The organism is Acaryochloris marina S15 (genome assembly GCF_018336915.1).
Taxonomy (GTDB): Bacteria; Cyanobacteriota; Cyanobacteriia; order Thermosynechococcales; family Thermosynechococcaceae; genus Acaryochloris; species Acaryochloris marina_A.
Genome location: NZ_CP064923.1, coordinates 2,493,200 through 2,510,066, shown reverse-complemented (window position 1 = coordinate 2,510,066; position 16,867 = coordinate 2,493,200). Strand labels below are relative to the sequence as shown.

The 16,867-nt window shown below is 37.9% G+C and carries 14 protein-coding genes; all 14 read right to left on the bottom strand.

The genetic code is table 11. The features are described 5' to 3' along the window. Nucleotide 1 precedes the first annotated feature (1 nt). Nucleotides 2–958 carry a sulfotransferase family protein gene (locus tag I1H34_RS12010; protein WP_212665833.1) on the bottom strand — a complete coding sequence of 319 codons (957 nt, stop codon included), beginning with the start codon at nt 956–958 and terminating at the stop codon, nt 2–4. Then, complete coding sequence (locus I1H34_RS12005) at nt 955–1,758, bottom strand: sulfotransferase family protein (RefSeq protein WP_249370038.1); 804 nt, start codon at nt 1,756–1,758, stop codon at nt 955–957. The genes I1H34_RS12010 and I1H34_RS12005 overlap by 4 nt, the downstream gene beginning before the upstream one ends. 312 nt (nt 1,759–2,070) lie before the next feature. Continuing rightward, nucleotides 2,071–3,045, bottom strand: coding sequence for a hypothetical protein (locus I1H34_RS12000; RefSeq protein ID WP_212665831.1), 975 nt, complete (start codon nt 3,043–3,045; stop codon nt 2,071–2,073). A 101-nt stretch (nt 3,046–3,146) separates the two neighbouring features. After that, complete coding sequence (locus I1H34_RS11995; RefSeq protein WP_212665830.1) at nt 3,147–4,238, bottom strand: glycosyltransferase; 1,092 nt, start codon at nt 4,236–4,238, stop codon at nt 3,147–3,149. A 7-nt stretch (nt 4,239–4,245) separates the two neighbouring features. Then, the gene (locus I1H34_RS11990) at nt 4,246–5,202 is read right to left on the bottom strand and encodes a glycosyltransferase (protein WP_212665829.1); all 957 of its coding nucleotides are present in this window, start codon (nt 5,200–5,202) and stop codon (nt 4,246–4,248) included. Between the two features lie 48 nt (nt 5,203–5,250). Next, nucleotides 5,251–6,342, bottom strand: coding sequence for a glycosyltransferase (locus I1H34_RS11985; protein WP_212665828.1), 1,092 nt, complete (start codon nt 6,340–6,342; stop codon nt 5,251–5,253). Between the two features lie 345 nt (nt 6,343–6,687). Further along, entirely contained in the window at nt 6,688–7,413 is a 726-nt protein-coding gene (locus tag I1H34_RS11980; protein WP_212665827.1) for a sulfotransferase family 2 domain-containing protein, read from the bottom strand. 43 nt (nt 7,414–7,456) lie between these two features. Further along, nucleotides 7,457–8,650 carry a prenyltransferase/squalene oxidase repeat-containing protein gene (locus I1H34_RS11975; RefSeq protein ID WP_212665826.1) on the bottom strand — a complete coding sequence of 398 codons (1,194 nt, stop codon included), beginning with the start codon at nt 8,648–8,650 and terminating at the stop codon, nt 7,457–7,459. A 91-nt stretch (nt 8,651–8,741) separates the two neighbouring features. Further along, nucleotides 8,742–10,592 (bottom strand): heterocyst formation ABC transporter subunit HepA, encoded by a 1,851-nt coding sequence (gene hepA / locus I1H34_RS11970; RefSeq protein WP_212665825.1) that lies wholly within the window; start codon nt 10,590–10,592, stop codon nt 8,742–8,744. A 136-nt stretch (nt 10,593–10,728) separates the two neighbouring features. Then, nucleotides 10,729–11,715 (bottom strand): glycosyltransferase family 2 protein, encoded by a 987-nt coding sequence (locus tag I1H34_RS11965; protein ID WP_212665824.1) that lies wholly within the window; start codon nt 11,713–11,715, stop codon nt 10,729–10,731. A gap of 74 nt (nt 11,716–11,789) precedes the next feature. Next, entirely contained in the window at nt 11,790–12,323 is a 534-nt protein-coding gene (locus I1H34_RS11960; protein WP_212665823.1) for a serine acetyltransferase, read from the bottom strand. A 49-nt stretch (nt 12,324–12,372) separates the two neighbouring features. Further along, nucleotides 12,373–13,266 (bottom strand): sulfotransferase domain-containing protein, encoded by an 894-nt coding sequence (locus I1H34_RS11955; protein WP_212665822.1) that lies wholly within the window; start codon nt 13,264–13,266, stop codon nt 12,373–12,375. A gap of 36 nt (nt 13,267–13,302) precedes the next feature. Then, complete coding sequence (locus I1H34_RS11950) at nt 13,303–14,667, bottom strand: O-antigen ligase family protein (RefSeq protein ID WP_212665821.1); 1,365 nt, start codon at nt 14,665–14,667, stop codon at nt 13,303–13,305. A gap of 41 nt (nt 14,668–14,708) precedes the next feature. Continuing rightward, nucleotides 14,709–16,832, bottom strand: a complete 2,124-nt coding sequence (locus I1H34_RS11945) for a GumC family protein (protein ID WP_212665820.1) — start codon at nt 16,830–16,832, stop codon at nt 14,709–14,711. Nucleotides 16,833–16,867 lie beyond the last annotated feature (35 nt).

Genomic DNA, 16,867 nt, shown 5'->3' with positions numbered 1-16,867 from the left:
TCTATATCCCAAGGGTTGGAGATTTCAAGCGCGATATCGCCCTCTGAAACTTACTTTGCACGATCTTAAAAGTTTTTGTAGTGGCGAGGGCTACACGGTTCGTGATGGGACTATAGCCAAAATGCATCATTTCTGGCCAAACAACCACCTCAATTTCAGCAATCATCGAGTTGGATAATGTGGATTGCCAACGGCTCAAGGAGGTTTGGCTTAGTTGCTTTTTTGCATTAATTTTCCAGGGTTCGCGCTTAGCATTAACAGTATGAGATGGTTGTTGATGATACGCCAGCATGGCTGGTTCGAACTGAATTTGGAGAAATTGGCACAGGGCTTTTAAGGTGATTTTTGGGGTCTCAATGAGGGCTTCGTAATGAAGTGTATATAGTGAGGGCTTCAAAGCAACTGGGCATCCTCTTGCTGTTGACATATAACGTCGCCACACTGCTGCATCACCTGCTAGGGTTCCCGTTGTCCAAGGGACCGTTTGCCAGGATGCAACAACAGCTCGGGGGTCCCGGACAATATGAACGAATCGGGCAGTAGGGAAAAATTGCTGGAGTATTGATATGTACAGCAAATGATTTGGTGTCTTTTCCCCAACGATAGCTACGTCCCTTTTGTGGGCAAATTGTTCCAAGAGAAGACGTAAAAGCAAAGGGTAACTTCGCGAAGATTTCCAAGCAGCTGCTCGGTAGACCTCTGGATCTAATTCCATTTCTTGAAATTCTGGCAACGAAATAATATCTTCTACGAGCTGGTAGTAATTATGGTCTTCTCCTAAGTTTCCATATTTGTCTTGCTTTAACCAAAAGTTTCGGATAAAAAAAGTTTCGGGTGCGATCGCAATATCAGGATGGGCATCCAACATTTGCTGAAGGAGAGTTGTACCTGAGCGGGGACAACCCACTAAGAAAATAGGATCTTGAATTGTTTTAGATACATTTATTGCGTTTTTCATGATCCCTGCAGATACCCCAATGCTTGAAGCATCGGACCTGCCTCCTGTTCTATCTGTTTTACCTGTTCAGGGGTCAATGCATCTTTCCATCTCCCCACCGACTGGGAATTAGCACGAGCAAAAGCTTCATGTAGGCGTTCTCGAGAGCTAAATTGAACAATATTCAGATAGTTCAGCAAGCGATCAGCCTCTTCATGGGGACAAGTGACGAAAGCTTCATAACGAAGTTCATAATATTGAGCTCTTGGTAAGTTTTTGGATTGTGCCAGAATGCTTTCAGTATGGCGTCTCCAGGCCCAGATACAGCGGTGTATATCACTTGTAGTTTCGAACTCATCTTTTCTTTCAGGTTCCACCCAAAAACGAGCATAGGGGCCGTAGCGATAGCCACTCGACTCTCGCTTGCCGGACTGGGCAGAAGCGGCCTGTAACCATGGTTTCTGACTATGGGAGAGGGCAGCATCTCTACCATCTCGAATAATATGGATAAACTGGGCGTCAGGGAATATCTGGTATAAAAAGTTGATTAGAAAGCAGTTTCGGGGGGTTTTCTCCGAAAAACGCAAATCTGCATCAAAATGAAGTCGCATCAACCAGGCATACACCGCTCGATAGAAGCTCTTAGCTTTACTGAATTCCCACTGTCCCTCGTGAACATAACGAGCTGCAGCTTTAGATGCTACCGGTTCGAAATGATAAGAGATCTCTGGTAATTCAGCAATACAAGCTCCTAAGAACGTTGTGCCAGAACGAGGAGAACCAATGATAAACAACGGTTGATGTAAGTTAGGCGTCCACATCGCCTTTAATCGTTGGATAGAGTGTGATCTCGGGTGAGATTGATATGAGTGCCGATCTTGTTTTGCAGTTTCAGTAGCCCAACTCAAGACATTAGACCATTGAATCGGTTTGATTGTTGTGTCTCTTTGAGAACTTAAGATATTTTCATGCATATCCACTTCTCTATTCACCAAGATTTATATAGGTCAATTTTTTATAATTTTTAATATTTGAAAATAACAACTTCAATCCACAAAAAATAGCATAGTAAATAGTTATAAATACTCTCATGTCTTGAGATTAAAAAATTAAGCTAGTTTGCATACAAAAATCTAAAACAAGGGAAATTTATTCGTAAGAAAACCCAGGTTTATTTTTTTGTGGGTTGGTTTAAGATAGTTTTTATTGAGTATCCCAAAGTTATTGCAAAATTGTTGAGCAGAAATATTGCCAATAATTTTATCCATATGAACCTCACCTTGTTTAGGGCCATCATGGTTGCCATGGCCACATCCTTTTGCTGCACCTACGAAGTTAAGGGGTGCCAACTTAAAGTATGGACTTTGCTTGATATGCCTACCTAAAATATTGACAATATTATTTTCACTTAAGTAATGTGGCTGAGAAATATCACTGAGCCACATTACTGGCTCAGCAGGAACAGTCACCGATGCATTTTGCGATCGCAATGGCCAGTAACTAAATCGACTAGCTATATCAACATCAATTGTTTCTATTGATTTCATTAGAGCATCTGTCTTAAAAACTCTACAAGATCCACAGGTTCGATCAAATTCCTCAACTAAATACGCCACTTCATAATTCACTGAGTAGTCAGCAGCAATTTGGAGGTTTACATGTAGCCCTTTCTTTAAGATATATCCATCTCTATTACTATTGAATCTATTGAATTTATCTTTTTTTACCAATTTACTGGCAAGCTTAACATTCACATAGTCATCTGCATCCATCGGCATGACTAGATCTGGATTGAGATTATTTTTTGCATATAAAATACCAATAATATATTTCAATCCCTTATCTACTCTTACAGGATTTTTATTGGCAGGGAATGCTGGGATATTTGAGACATTTAAAAAAGTCACATTGTTTCCTATTGTCCCTCCCCATGAAGGGATTTTGTGGCAAACAATAACAATATGGGTGTGACTATAGGATTGCTGGGTAAGTGACCTTACCGTTTCATGTAATATCGCTTCAATACAGCTATAATCAATAACCTTTTGGTCCTGAGGATTTCGAACAGGAATTACTAAAACAAATGCTCCTTTATCTTTTCTAATCATTACACTTTTTGTTAACTATTCTATAAATTTTTCTTGCCGATCAATTTAAAAGATCACCATTGCTTATCCATTCTTAAACGATTCTCTTTGTAATATAAAAATTATTTCATAAATACAATTTTATGCTCTAAATTCTTGTTTCTCCACGCAGCATTTCTAACAGACTGAATATTTATATCGTATGCTCTTCGATTATTTAGTAGCTCTAGTAACCTGCCAATTTTAGTCTCAATTTTCAATACATCTAAGCTTCCTTCCATCGGACGGAAAAAGGAGGTAAATAATTTCATAGGTGTCCAAAGCAACTCTTTCAAGACTGAAACAACCTGAAAATACCAAACTTGCCGCTCAAATTTTTGATCAGATTTCTTAGTGACATTCCACCAGAAAGAAATATGATGTTCGCTCCCCTTTTCTTCAAACGCAAATCGGTAAGGATCAAAGCCAATAGTTGCTTTTCCTCCATTTCTACGTAAACGGCGCAAATAAGACCACTGCAACCGTTCTGCTTGTAAGTGATGCTGTAGTGTGAGCCGGGGTTCATACCATATTCGCCAACCAGCTAGTACAAGAGCAAAGGTTAGCTCTGTATCCTCACCTCGATTCAATGCTTTTCCCTGGCAACCTACGAGTAAAGAGTTGAATCCTTTATCAACAAGTTGTTGCCATGCACACTTGCGAATCGTTAGTCCTGCACCAATTAACCTCCCTCTTGACCCAGTAATATCTCCTCCTTCATCAGGCCCTTGTTTACCAACCGCATAACTTCTAGAACTTAGGTCAAACCACCAAGGTTTTTCCCCATCAAATGCCGGAATATTATGGCTGCCACATGCCCCAATCTCAGAATTATGAGACATCAACTCTGAGACTGTCTGCACCCAATTTGAACAAATCCAGTTATCATCATCGATAAAACTGAGAATCTCATATTGAGCTTCTGATAATGCTCTATACCGTGCATTGATTAGCCCCAAATTAGATTCATGGACAATCCTGAGCGGAGCAGGTGCAGAGTTTGGCCAAAGAGATTGGGCTACTTTTGCTGTCGCATCCGTTGAAGCATTATCGATGATTACCACTTCCCAGGGCACGTCAGCCGAGACTTGTTGTAATACTAGATTCTGAAGGGTCTGTGGTAGCTCCTGAGCACTGTTATAACAGCAAATAATAATACTAACGCCTAGGACCATCTCATGTTTACCTCGCTGCAGAATTTACAAAATTGGCTAAGTTCCTATGTTTACTGGACTTCATTAAGGCCCTCAACACCATTTTCCAAGTAGTTAGCGAATAAGGCCTATTGACTAAGAGAATAAAGAAATGCTTTAAGCCAGTAACTAAATATCCTTGGGATATGGCTGTTTGAGCCCAATGATTTCTACTTTCTATGGGAGATAAAATTGGCTGGCTATTAAGTAAATCTTTGGGTGGAGCACCCATGCCCCGCTTGAACCAAGCTTGGTGTACAATCTCGCGAACTTTTTCCAACTGAATGTCCCTTCTACGATTGGTTGTTCTCTGACAATGAAGGCGATACTTAATCAACACTTGAGGAAGATTTGCCAGCGTACCAATCTCAGAAAGCCGAACAAATAAATCAAAGTCTTCTGCCGGTTCCAAATAGCAACGATATCCACCAATTTTTTCAAGGGCTGCACGAGGAAACATCGCACTAGGGTGGTTAATAATCCCTCCTTTACCATTCAATAAAGCTTGGAGAATTTCTTCATGTTTGGTCGGCTGTCCTTTAATACCAATGGGTAAACCCTCTGGATCAATTCTCAAGATTTCTGAACCTACTGCCACGCACTCTGGATTCTGGGCTAAAAATGTCAGTTGGGTCTCAAATCGATTTATCAAGGCAATATCGTCTGAGTCCATTCGGGCAATATATTTGCCTCTGGCTTTTTTCAGCCCTTCATTAAGCAATATTGTTAAGCCCCTATGCTCTCGGGCAAACAATTGAATTCTCTTATCTTTGTTTACATATTGCTGTAACTTCTTCAGAGAACCATCAGTAGATCCATCATCAAAAATCAAAAACTCAAAGTCTCGAAAACTCTGCTGTAGGATACTATTAACTGCTTCGTCCAGATAACGCAGAGAGTTAAATACAGGCATAATTACAGAAATAACAGGGGTAGAGCTATCCATTAGCTATTTCTCCCATGACTGACAGTTTAATCTTTCTAAATACATACATTAGAGAACTTTGACACTCTTAAATATTTCCGCAATATTATTTCGAACACTATATGCTGGCCTCTGTATTTCCAAGAATATTGCTTTCTTACTGAGCTTTTCTATCGATTGTCTAACCACCAATTGGGGAGACCAACAAAGAGAAAACCAATAAATTTGAAGTTTAGCTAACAACTGCTTGCGTAAACTTAGTCTATTTGCCCAATCCAAAAACTTTTGTGCAATCAAAGCACGCAGTGGTCGCCGAAGCGAAGCAGCCTGTTGAGTCGCATAGGCAAGATAGACATAACAGAGCTGTCGATTGAGAAGCCTAGCCATTTCAGTTGGAGGGAATCGCTTGATCTGAGTCTTTTGATTGGTCGACCAAAGACAATGTAGATTTTCAACCTCTTTCTTTAAAGGCACTTTCCCAGTCAACTGCTCGATATTTCGTGCTATCTGGCTAAATACCAACTCATTCTGCTCAGCTCGTTTAATGCTAGAAATGCTGGAGCTGTGAAATCGCTGATGCAGTAAAACCTCTGGTAATATGAATAGTTCACCAATTTGAGCTAGACGACACCACAGTTCATAATCTTGGCTATATCGATATGCTTCGTTATAGCCACCCAGTTGAAGGACGGATTGGCACCGAAACATGACTTGACTATGACCACCTAGGTGATTATGAAAAAGCAAGTGCCAGGGTAGCAAATTTGGAGGGCAGCTCCTTTCACTGACATTACCAAAATTCCCATTGGGTCTAATTCTTTGAATTTCAGCAGAAATCAAAGTTGTTTCAGGATGATTATTTAGCCAGGTGACCTGTTTCTCAAAGCGTGTTGGCATAGATATATCATCTGCATCTTGCCGAGCAATATATTCTCCTTGAACAAGACGTAACCCTTTATTTAAAGATTTGGTTAGTCCAATATTTTCTGAGTTATGTGACAACCTTATTCTGCAATCTTTACTTGCAAAATAACTCAATATAGATTGGGTTTCATCTGAAGAGTTATCATCAATAATCACTACTTCAAAGTCAGTAAAAGTCTGATCAAGAATGCTATTCAAAGACTCTTCTAGATATCGATCTCCATTGTAAACAGACATCAAAACGCTTACTTTAGGTATATGTCTACTCATTTCTCAGAAAAGTTCTCGAATAAAATGTAGGAAAAGCATTCAAAGAATTACTAATATTTAGATTTAAATAGGTAAACTATATCTTAAGCATAAAGTATGATAAAAAATTTTATCATAAAATCTTGTTTTCATTAAAAAATTATTATCGGCTTTAAATTCTCTTGACAATAATGAGTTTCCACGCTTAATAAGCCTAAAGTTTTACTCTAATCTAAATAAACTTACAGCTTAAAAAGAATAGATGATAGATACAAAAAAATTATTAAAGTAAAACTAAAATCTCCATAAGAAATTTTCAAACAAAGAAATCAACTAAAATTTGTAGTTAAATCGAATTATGTCTTGTGAATATCTTTCTGAAAATATACTAAGCGATTCATCTGAATAGTATTCTCTATAGTTTTTATGGCGAGTCTTATTTGACCGAGATAAACTCAGTTCTGAAGACGCATTCAGAGTTTTGAGTATGCTGTCAAAGTCTTCATTAATATTCTCAAATCTTCCCGCAAAATCAACCAGAGAATTACCATGAGCATCAACTATAAATGTATATTGAGATCGAAAGTGTTGTTCTGCTTCATGATCCGGGATACTTGCAACTGCCTTTAGGAATTCATTAAAAGGCATGTTTGCTTTAAATATGCCATATTTTACAAATCCCTTATGGATACCGTTGACAAAACTTCCTGTTATACCAGAGAAGTTATTATCAGCTTTAATTTTTTCTGTATAGCAAGAAACTAATCTATCCCAAGGGTTTCTCACAAAGCAAAATTTCCAATAATCATCATATTGATGCAGTATATCTCTATCAACTATTGGATAATGCGCATTATGAATGTTGATACCATTATTAGGGATTTCAATTTTGAGGAATTCAGCGATCGCTCGCTTGATGCTAGAGCAAGCAACTTTAGGTATTGGTATATAGAGTGCTTTTAAGGGAGCTATCTCAATAATTTTTTCTCCAACAATTTTTTTTGTAGAATTTCTCTTCGATTGATTTAGAAGTGAGAGATTTCTAATCAGAGAGTTCATTGCTTTCATCTCGCTCGAGATTGACTTTCACAAAATATTGGCGCTATATATGAAATCCGAGAAATGGTAGTCGTCTGAAAGTAAAATTTTTCTTGGGATACTCTGTTGTCTTCTTATGATTAATCAAACTTAGGCTCATAAAACGCAGCCATGTCGAAAAAGCATTGCTATCTGACTTATTACAAGAAAGCAATTTCCAACAGACATGGTAAGTTCCTTTCACAGGTACTCTTATAGTGGGAGATATCCACCGTGATGCGCCTAATTTTTTTATCAACCTATATTTATAGCTTTGTCGGCGCTGTAGTTTCTCTTTACTATCTGCAAAACCGCCATCTACATTGTTTTGTAGTCGTAAGAGAGCCTTGTACGCAAGGGTCATTGAATGCTTAACATCTTTTTCACGATAATCACTCATAGCCGATGCTTTAGCTAATAGATCAATAGCGTCGAAATCTAAACACGTTTGACCAACTACACCTCCTTCACTAAACAATCCATGGGGTCGCTGTAAACTAAGGCATGAATCAATGATTTTCTCTAGATATTTGATGGGTCGACCACGATAGCGGTAGAAAAATGTGAAATGAAATGTAGCAGCCATTGCATTGACTAAAGAGACCTCATGTGGCCCTCTCCATAAACCCGTATCCGGACTTTGGTGATTATCAAGCCAATCCAAAGCACTATCAACATAGTTCAACAACTCTTGTTTTTGATGACGTTCAGCATCATGACAGAGTTGACTTAGAACGAACATAACGGGGTTTGAATCCATCCAAGCATCTTGCCAATCGAGTGCTTCAAAATAGAGGCTTATACCTCTCTTGATACGGTGATCAGACTCCCAATCGCGAGGAGGAGGAGGAGCGGCTGATAAGGCATCAAGAGCTTGTTGACAAAGGGTTGTAGTTTCTTCTTGGAAATAACCTAAATCATGATATTCACTTAAAGAGTCTTTGAGATTGAAAAGAGGATCAACAAAAGAACCATCATGTTTAACATTTGCTTGCAAATAGTCGATGACTGCCTCTTTTTGGAACAAGTTCAACCTATCCAAACTATTTGTAAGCTCTAGCCCAAGAATGGTATAAGACGTTGCCATTAAAGTTACTGGCTGCGCAGGTGTAAATCGAAAACCACCTATTGTACTATCCCAAAGACTACAGAAATATTGAGAAACCTTATGACTTATGAAGTCTAGACTATCTAACTCTTTAGAATCATTTAATTTCATATCAAAAAACTAGAATATTTTCAACGTTTAATACCCTTATATTCTTTGATCTCAGTAGGTTCAAAGCAATCATGAAAATATAAAATAAGCTTTAGCTTACATGTCCGAGTTCATGTTGTATCTGATGATACTTCCATAACTTCCCTCGTCGCTTTAACAACTCCTGATAACCTCCTTGCTCAACGACCTGGCCTTGCTCTAGAACTACTACTTTGTCAGCACGAACAACTGTAGATAATCGATGAGCAATCGAAATCACTGTTCGACCTTGAGATAGTTTCTCCAATGACTCTTGGATCAGCCGTTCAGTCACAGAATCTAGGGCACTAGTGGCTTCATCCAAAATAAGGATCTCTGGATTTCTAAGCAATGCTCGTGCAATCGCAATTCGTTGTCGCTGTCCACCGGATAAGCGAATACCACGATCGCCTAATTGAGTATTTAATCCTTCAGGTAGTTCTTGAATAAAATCAATCGCATTAGCTTGGCGCGTAGATTCCCAAATAGCCTCTTCAGATACCTCATCTAAGCCATATGTAATGTTGTATAGAACAGAGGCATTAAAAATAAACGTATCCTGGCTAACTATGGCAAGTTTATGACGTAAAGAATGAATATCATAATCGCATAGTTCAATTCCATCAATCAGAACTTTTCCCTGTAAAGGATCATAAAACCTAGGAATAAGATCTGCTAATGTTGATTTACCTGCTCCCGATGCTCCTACTAATGCAGTTGTTTGCCCTTTAACCATGGAAAGTGTGATGTCCTGAAGAATGGGTTCATCAATGGCGTAACCAAAATTTACAGACACAAAGTCAATAGAATACTTTAAGCCTAAAAATTGAGTTTTACCATTTTCTAAATATGGTTTATTATCACATCTTAAAAGTTCTTTGATATTATGAAAGGCACCTTGAAAAGAATTTAATTTAGTCCAGGCTCCATTTAATTTAGTAACTACAGGCATTGTTCGAGATAAGGTAAGCAGAAAAGTCAGTAATGTGACTGTTCTCATCTGACCACTTTCCACCAATGAATTATATGAAAATGCAACCATAAGAATTAGCAACGTTCCAGATATGGCTTGAGTCAATGGTCCAACTATTGCGGAGAGCTTGGCAACTTTAACCATTGATTTTGCAACCTGTCGTGTCGACTTGTAAAAACGTTTTCGTTCAAATTCATGAGTAGCTGAAGCATGCACTGTCCGAATTCCATGAATAAACTCAAGTGTATTCGTTGAAAACTGGCCATTTGCTTTTGGGACATCAAAGCTAGCCTCTCGAACTCTTGCAGAAATATTAGAAACTACAATAGAAAGCAAACAAAAAACTATGAAGGCTGCTGCTAAAAGCTTCCAAGAGAGTACAAACATTAACCCTACATAAATTAGAAGAGTTGCCCCTTGAGTTATAAATACTGATATAACTCCAAAAGCTTGTTGAAGTTGATTTGTCTCACCTCGAATACTATTAATTAACTCGCCTGCTTTAGTTGTTGAATAAAACTTTAAGCTCAACCTTTGCAGCTGTTCGAATAGGCTTCTACGTAGACGCTCAGTCAAATTAATAGCGACTAATCTAGAATATAGTTGACCCAGATAAATAAAAATTGCCTGTAGCCAAATGACTATTAAGATGAGTGCAGATAAACGCACAATTCGTTCAGAAGAGGGAGAATATGTTCCGAGTACCCAAGAGTCCAGCCAATAAATGCCAGTGTAAATAGGTGATTCATGAGGATTTGTAAGTCCCTGCAGAAAAACTCCTATTAGAGCAATCGTAGAGCCTGACATAAATGCAGCGACTAAAGAGAATGCGATCGCAGCCACAGTAATCCCAGGAAAATATTTAAATTCCTTCAGGATCAACCGATTTTCCTGCCATAGTGCAGTTGCTTTTAAGAGATTCCGAATAGCAATACGTATATTAGAAAACATATCAATTAACTAGAAGTACCTAAGGGATTAGATAGCACACGGGAGCATGTCACCTTTGCAAATGCACAAAGTTTGGAATTAAAAATTTGATGCCTGAAAGCAAGGCTAGCAAGGATTTTTGAGATGAGTATAAATACTAGCTTACAAAGGTGACATGCTCCCATAGCACACTGGTTCGAGAGAATATTTTCCGCATAGTATTAAACAAACTAAGGCACCAAACATAGCTATCCATTCCCATAATTTGCATCATGCTGCTGGCGATAGAGAATGAGAGAAACTCCCTAGACAATCGCAAACTTGGATAATGACTTAATGCTTGTTGGCAGAAAAATTTAGCTTTCTCAAAATCTGGTTCTTTAGCTTGAATACATTTCCACGCAATACACAAATTTACTCGACCATAACTCCGACTTCTAATCGGTAAATACTCATAGGGCACAGATTGAAATGCCCGCTCAATAATTTTTCGAAAATCTTCAACCATTTCTGGATATCGTTTCGATTTACTCGAAGGATGAATTCTGTATTGAACTAAAAGGGCTCTAACCACAGAAATTCGATAAGATGCTGCTACCCTAATCCATAAATCCCAGTCTTCAGCAACTATCAACGTTGAATCGAAAGTACCTGCGATGTCTAAACAGGCACGTCTTACCATCACAGAAGAACAGGCAATCATATTAGATTCAACAATTTCTTGCCATATCTCTCCCTCACTATGGGGCTTCATAACTCTGCCCGTGAGCCGACTTCCTTCATCCATTAAAGCCAGCCATGTATGGACCAACCCCACCTCCTCATGAAGGTCTAATACCTTAACTTGCCGTTCCACCTTTGTCGGAACCCAAACATCATCCCCATCCAGAAAAGCGATATATTCTCCTCGGGCAAGGCTGATGCCTGTGTTCCGAGCAGAGGATACTCCTTGATTGGATTGGGAGTGGAAGATTATCCTTGAATCTTCAACAGAAGTAATCCAGTCAGAAATACCATCAGAACTACCATCATCAACAACGATGACTTCGATCTCAGAAAAGGTTTGTCGTAAAACACTAGCTAACGTTTCCGGAAAGAAACGCATAGAATTAAAAGTCGTAATAATAACGGAAACTTTAGTCATCTGATATATCTAGTACTAAATTACGATTATTTTATTACTACTAAAAAAAGGAATAAACGATTTAGTTAATTCAACTATCTGTTAACGTATGACAAGTCAGAATGAATGCTATTTAATCGAATAATTTTGGCCGGATTACCAGCTACTACAGCATGTTCTGGAACATTTGATACCACAATGGCTCCTGCTCCAATTACAGCATTATTACCAATCTCTATGGGTCCAAGAATAACAACATTACAACCAATTTCAACATTGTCACCAATAACCGGAGAAGAAGAGGTAGAACCATCACATAAAATCTTATTTCCAATCGTAGTAGAGTGCCGAATTATGCAATTACTACCAATAGTTGTAGCGTGATTAACGACAAGACTAAATCCATGCTGAAGCTGTAAATTACTGCCAATTTTGGTATCAAAAGGTAGTTCTATTGCAAATAGAATTTCAGCAAAAATCTGATATAGATAAGTTACCAATCTAAACGGATAGGGCAGCTTTGATAATAATTGAGAAGCTCTAAAGGAAGAAAGCACAAGCCGTGACTTTAAACTAGTCTGCTTATTAACCTCCCAGTCTTGAAAAATATATGTCAAAAGTTGGTTCATTATGTTCTATCCCAACTGAATACCAAACATCAAATTGGATGTTAAAAAACTAGGACAATATAGGGGAAGGTTGACCGTTAGTCATTTGCAAAGTGAATGACTGATCAAGCCTATTAAGTAAGCCATCACATAATTCCTGGATATCTTCTGATAAATCTATAGACTTACCTTTGCCCACAGAACATGCATTAATCTCCCAAGTATTTTCATCTCGAAACTTTTTCCCTAAAAAGGAATAGATATGGTTTAAGAATTGATTTGAATAACAAACCATATGCTCGTACTTACACATCATCACTCTTGAATTCTGATTAAGCTCTAACTCAAAAAAGAATGCATTTCTGACATACCAAAATAGAGCAATCGCATCAGTAGGTTGAATATCATCCTTATAGAATTTAATCAAGGTAGAGCGAACAGAAGAAGGGATCGATTCCGAGTACCAAAACCCCGTATTCCCATCAACAATAGCTTTGATATTTCTTATACCTACATTAAGATTAAATTTATTCAAAAATGAGTTTACGACATCTCTATAATCCCTATACATCCATAAAGCTTTTGATTGAGGAAAGTGATTTAATAAACACAAAATATTTTGTGTTTCTACTAACGGCTTTAAAACAATGGTAGGAGATTTATCTTTCAACAACTCTGCTTCCAAAGACTGGAATGAATTCAGTCTTAGCTTCAAATGCCCAGAATGAGTTGAATCATTAGATGAAAGACAGCTAGATTCTCTATATACACTGACATGAAAATCTCTTGCAAAAATCCGATTAATTAAGCTTGTGCCTGAACGTTGGCAGCCAATAATCATAAGAATTTGTTGTTCAGGACAGGTAAGATAAAAAATCTTTTGATATAAAAATTTCAACACATAGATAAGATATAAATCCAAGGTGACATGCTCAATATTTAAACTCTTTTTAATTTCATACATAAGCATCTTTTTAAGAGAGAACTAGTAATTAGCAATCTAATTATTAAGGCATAATATATCCGGCGAACTCCAATCCCAGCTTGATATTGCAAACAAGACAGAAAAATAGAAGAAAAACACCGTATGACTCCATATGTTTTCTGTTACCATTCCTACTAAAACTGCAACAACTAGAGCAGCAACAACTAGACTCAAATCTTTGTGTGAGTCTAAAGTAGAAGATCGGACTACTTTAATTGATTGCGCAAGATATAAACTCCACAATACTAAATAAGAAAAAATCCCTAATATTCCACCCTCAATCAATGCTCTTATATAGTCATTATGTGGTAAATACTTACTGTCGATAGATTGCTTGCTTAGTCCTAGGCCATAGCCAAGGAATGGGCGTTTTTCCCATGCCTTTAAAACTGTATGCCAATGAGATAAGCGCCAGTTAAAACTATTGTGGTCAGATTCGGAAAGAAGAATCCCTCTATTAATACTAATCTCTGGATTTAGCAAAGGCGTACTTGCAATAGATTCCAGTCTTGACTTTCCATAGTCTGTACTAGAAAATAAACTGATTACAAGAGAAAAACTTAAAACTCCAAAAATCAAACTTTTTAAGCTCAATTTAGGAATAATGATCACCAATAAAGACACTAGCAACATCATTAAAACGAACAATGCTTTAGTGCTAATCAATAAAAATGAGATTATCCCTAATAGAGTAATCCATAACCACTTAAATCTAGTAGAATTTTTATATTTCCACCATACTATCCCCATAAACAACAAGAGAAATGAAGCGAACGCATTCGCATGGGCAAAAGTTGAATTAATTCTTACTATTCCATTTTTTAACTGAAATAATGCCAGTAAAATTGGTAAAGGTAAGGCCAGCAATAAGACAGAGAGAATCTTTTGAGGTGAGACCTTCCCTTTTAACTGCATTACGAGAAAGTATGCGGTTGGCCATATCAATATTCTTAGCCACTCTCTAACACTTTCAGCTAAGTAGGTTGCATCAAATCCCAATGCATCTACTGGCATTAAAAATAGCCATAACCCTTGGAAAAGGGTCCAGCCCAACAATAACCACCCAAAAGAGTCTGTTTGTATTGATTTATTTCTTATAAAACAAAAAACCATATAGCATATTGCTAATAACTCGATCCCAACTCCATAAGCAGCAGGTATCTTAAGTTGAGTAAAGAAATCAAGTGAGCTTCTAAGTACAAGCAAAAAAAGTATGCTGATTTCAATTTCTTTCAGAAAAAAAGCTAAAATAGCTGCAGCAACTATCAATAAAATTAATAGCTGTAAAGTCACTTCTCCCCACGCTGCTGTTGCCAAAGCAACCAACAACGAAAGTAAAAAAAAGCTAATATTTTTTTTATTTAGTTCGAATATAGTCATATATTCATATCAATTTCAGAAAAAGATTCATACATTAGAGGTCATGCTGCCAATGCATAATCTTCTTTTAAGTACCGATAATATTTGTCAGTTGAGGAAGATACACCATTTATTGCCAGTCCTACAACATTGACATTATTAGAATTTAAGATGTCTATAGATCGATTCAGAACTTGCTTAGGAGTGACGTCAAGCCTAGCAACCATAATTGTTTGACGATCTCCTTGACTCAATACTAAAGCATCAGAACAAGCCATGACTGGCGGAGTATCAATAACAATCACATCGTAATGTTGTTCCACCTCAGCCAATAGTTCCTTAGCTCTTTGGGTTTCAAAAGAGAAGACATTATCATATGAAAATTTCCCAGAAGTCATCACTGATAAATTCTTAATTGATGTGCTATGGATCGCTGAGGGCAAACCTTCATTTACTGCGCCTCTTAGATAATCTTGCAATCCAGGATCCTGAGAGACTTGAAAAAGCTTATGGATGGTAGGGCGCCGCATATCAGCATCAATTAATAAGGTTTTTTTCGATAGCATTGCCGATAGAACAGCTAGGTTTGCTGCCACAAATGATTTACCCTCACCTGAAATCGCACTCGTTATAACTAAAACCTTGCTTTCAGTTGAATTTTTATACTCAATATTCTTAGACAAACCTCTTACTGATTCCAATAATGGCAAGTTATTATAGAGTTCAGCAAAGGGTAATGCTGGGAACAAACGACTACTCTTTTGCAGGGGTATTACACCTAACAAAGGTACTTTTGCTAGCTCCTCTACATTCTCTAAGTCTCTTAGCCGTCCATCCATACCTTCAGCACTTAAAGTGACCCCCGCTGACAGTGCAACAGCAGCCATAATGCCTAGCACGAGAAAACTAGGAATATTAGGATATGAAGGTAACGTTGGCTTATTCGCTTCCTCAATAATTCTCAGATTACTAACTAGTTGCGCTTCTGCAATACGTGCCTCATCAAGCTTCTGACGCAGGAGATTAACTGATTCTGTTGACCCTTCTTTTTTTCTTTGCAATGAGGCTAAAGTCTTTTCCAAGACTGGATACTGCTTTCGCCTAGCATCTAACGTAGAAATATAGGATCTTGTATTGGCCAGTTTGTCCCTAAGCTCATTTCTTTCTACAACACTAAGGACTAATTTTTCTGACAATTCTTGGGCAACTTTCTCATTCGCAACCTGAACCGTACCATTCGAATTCAAGCTACTCCCAGGCAGTATGGTTGATAACTTTTGTTGGTACAGTGCTTGTGCAGCTTCCTTTTCAGTTATTAGCTTTTGTATATCGGGATGATCATCCGTTAAACTCTCTCGCTTGATCTTTAACTGCGACTCCAGGTTAGACAGTTGATCTCTCAAACTAATTAGCTCAGGGTTCTGTCCTGCCTTTGTCGATAAGTAGGATTCTTTGTCAGAACTTTGGTCTATGATTTTGCTGAGTGCCAATCCCCGGGCTTGTACTTGCTTTAATTCAGCCGATATCTCCTCAGCAACTTTTTCTGCTTCAGCAATACTCTGCGTCAAGCGCTTATTATCTGTTTCCTCTAGTGAAACAATGTTGTATTGTTGCTTAAACTGACTGATAGAAGATTCAATTTTAACGAGTTCCTGTTGCCTGCGAGGAATTTGATTCTCTAAAAATTGTCGTGTAGCCCTTGCTTCAGATCGAATAGTCTCTGCATTTTCTTGAATAACACTCGAGGCGATCAGATTCAATAATGAAGAAGTGACTTGTGGATCAGTATGCCGAAATGAAATCTCAATGATCTGAGTGCCAGGAATAACCTCAGTGGAAACTTCTTGCTTAGCTTCGCCTAAAGTAACTTTCTCAACTGCACTATCTTCATTGCTTTGATTAAACAGGACAATAGCTTTTGTGAGAACACTTTTTGAGCGGACAAGCTCTTCTTGTGTTGCTAACCCTTTGTTGTTATCCCCTGGCGTCTGAGCAATATCACGGCCTAGAGGGGAAATACTAGTGGCTGGCCTTTGATCCAGAATTAACCGAACCTTTGCTGAATAAAGACGAGGAGTAATCAGCAGATACACTACTATCCCAGTAAAAACAGATAGAAAGGTCCCTGCTGTAGTCCAACGATTCCTATGAATTATTTTGAATACTTTTGAAACAGATTCGTTCATAACAGGATTAAAAAGCTGATGACTTACTTGTCTGA

Excerpts from the sequence above, each read along its gene's own strand:
- I1H34_RS12010 (WP_212665833.1), bottom strand. The coding sequence starts at position 958 with ATGAAAAACGCAATAAATGTATCTAAAACAATTCAAGATCCTATTTTC.
- I1H34_RS12005 (WP_249370038.1), bottom strand. The coding sequence starts at position 1,758 with ATGTGGACGCCTAACTTACATCAACCGTTGTTTATCATTGGTTCTCCT.
- I1H34_RS12000 (WP_212665831.1), bottom strand. The coding sequence starts at position 3,045 with ATGATTAGAAAAGATAAAGGAGCATTTGTTTTAGTAATTCCTGTTCGA.
- I1H34_RS11995 (WP_212665830.1), bottom strand. The coding sequence starts at position 4,238 with ATGGTCCTAGGCGTTAGTATTATTATTTGCTGTTATAACAGTGCTCAG.
- I1H34_RS11990 (WP_212665829.1), bottom strand. The coding sequence starts at position 5,202 with ATGGATAGCTCTACCCCTGTTATTTCTGTAATTATGCCTGTATTTAAC.
- I1H34_RS11985 (WP_212665828.1), bottom strand. The coding sequence starts at position 6,342 with ATGTCTGTTTACAATGGAGATCGATATCTAGAAGAGTCTTTGAATAGC.
- I1H34_RS11980 (WP_212665827.1), bottom strand. The coding sequence starts at position 7,413 with ATGAACTCTCTGATTAGAAATCTCTCACTTCTAAATCAATCGAAGAGA.
- I1H34_RS11975 (WP_212665826.1), bottom strand. The coding sequence starts at position 8,650 with ATGAAATTAAATGATTCTAAAGAGTTAGATAGTCTAGACTTCATAAGT.
- hepA (WP_212665825.1), bottom strand. The coding sequence starts at position 10,592 with ATGTTTTCTAATATACGTATTGCTATTCGGAATCTCTTAAAAGCAACT.
- I1H34_RS11965 (WP_212665824.1), bottom strand. The coding sequence starts at position 11,715 with ATGACTAAAGTTTCCGTTATTATTACGACTTTTAATTCTATGCGTTTC.
- I1H34_RS11960 (WP_212665823.1), bottom strand. The coding sequence starts at position 12,323 with ATGAACCAACTTTTGACATATATTTTTCAAGACTGGGAGGTTAATAAG.
- I1H34_RS11955 (WP_212665822.1), bottom strand. The coding sequence starts at position 13,266 with ATGTATGAAATTAAAAAGAGTTTAAATATTGAGCATGTCACCTTGGAT.
- I1H34_RS11950 (WP_212665821.1), bottom strand. The coding sequence starts at position 14,667 with ATGACTATATTCGAACTAAATAAAAAAAATATTAGCTTTTTTTTACTT.
- I1H34_RS11945 (WP_212665820.1), bottom strand. The coding sequence starts at position 16,832 with ATGAACGAATCTGTTTCAAAAGTATTCAAAATAATTCATAGGAATCGT.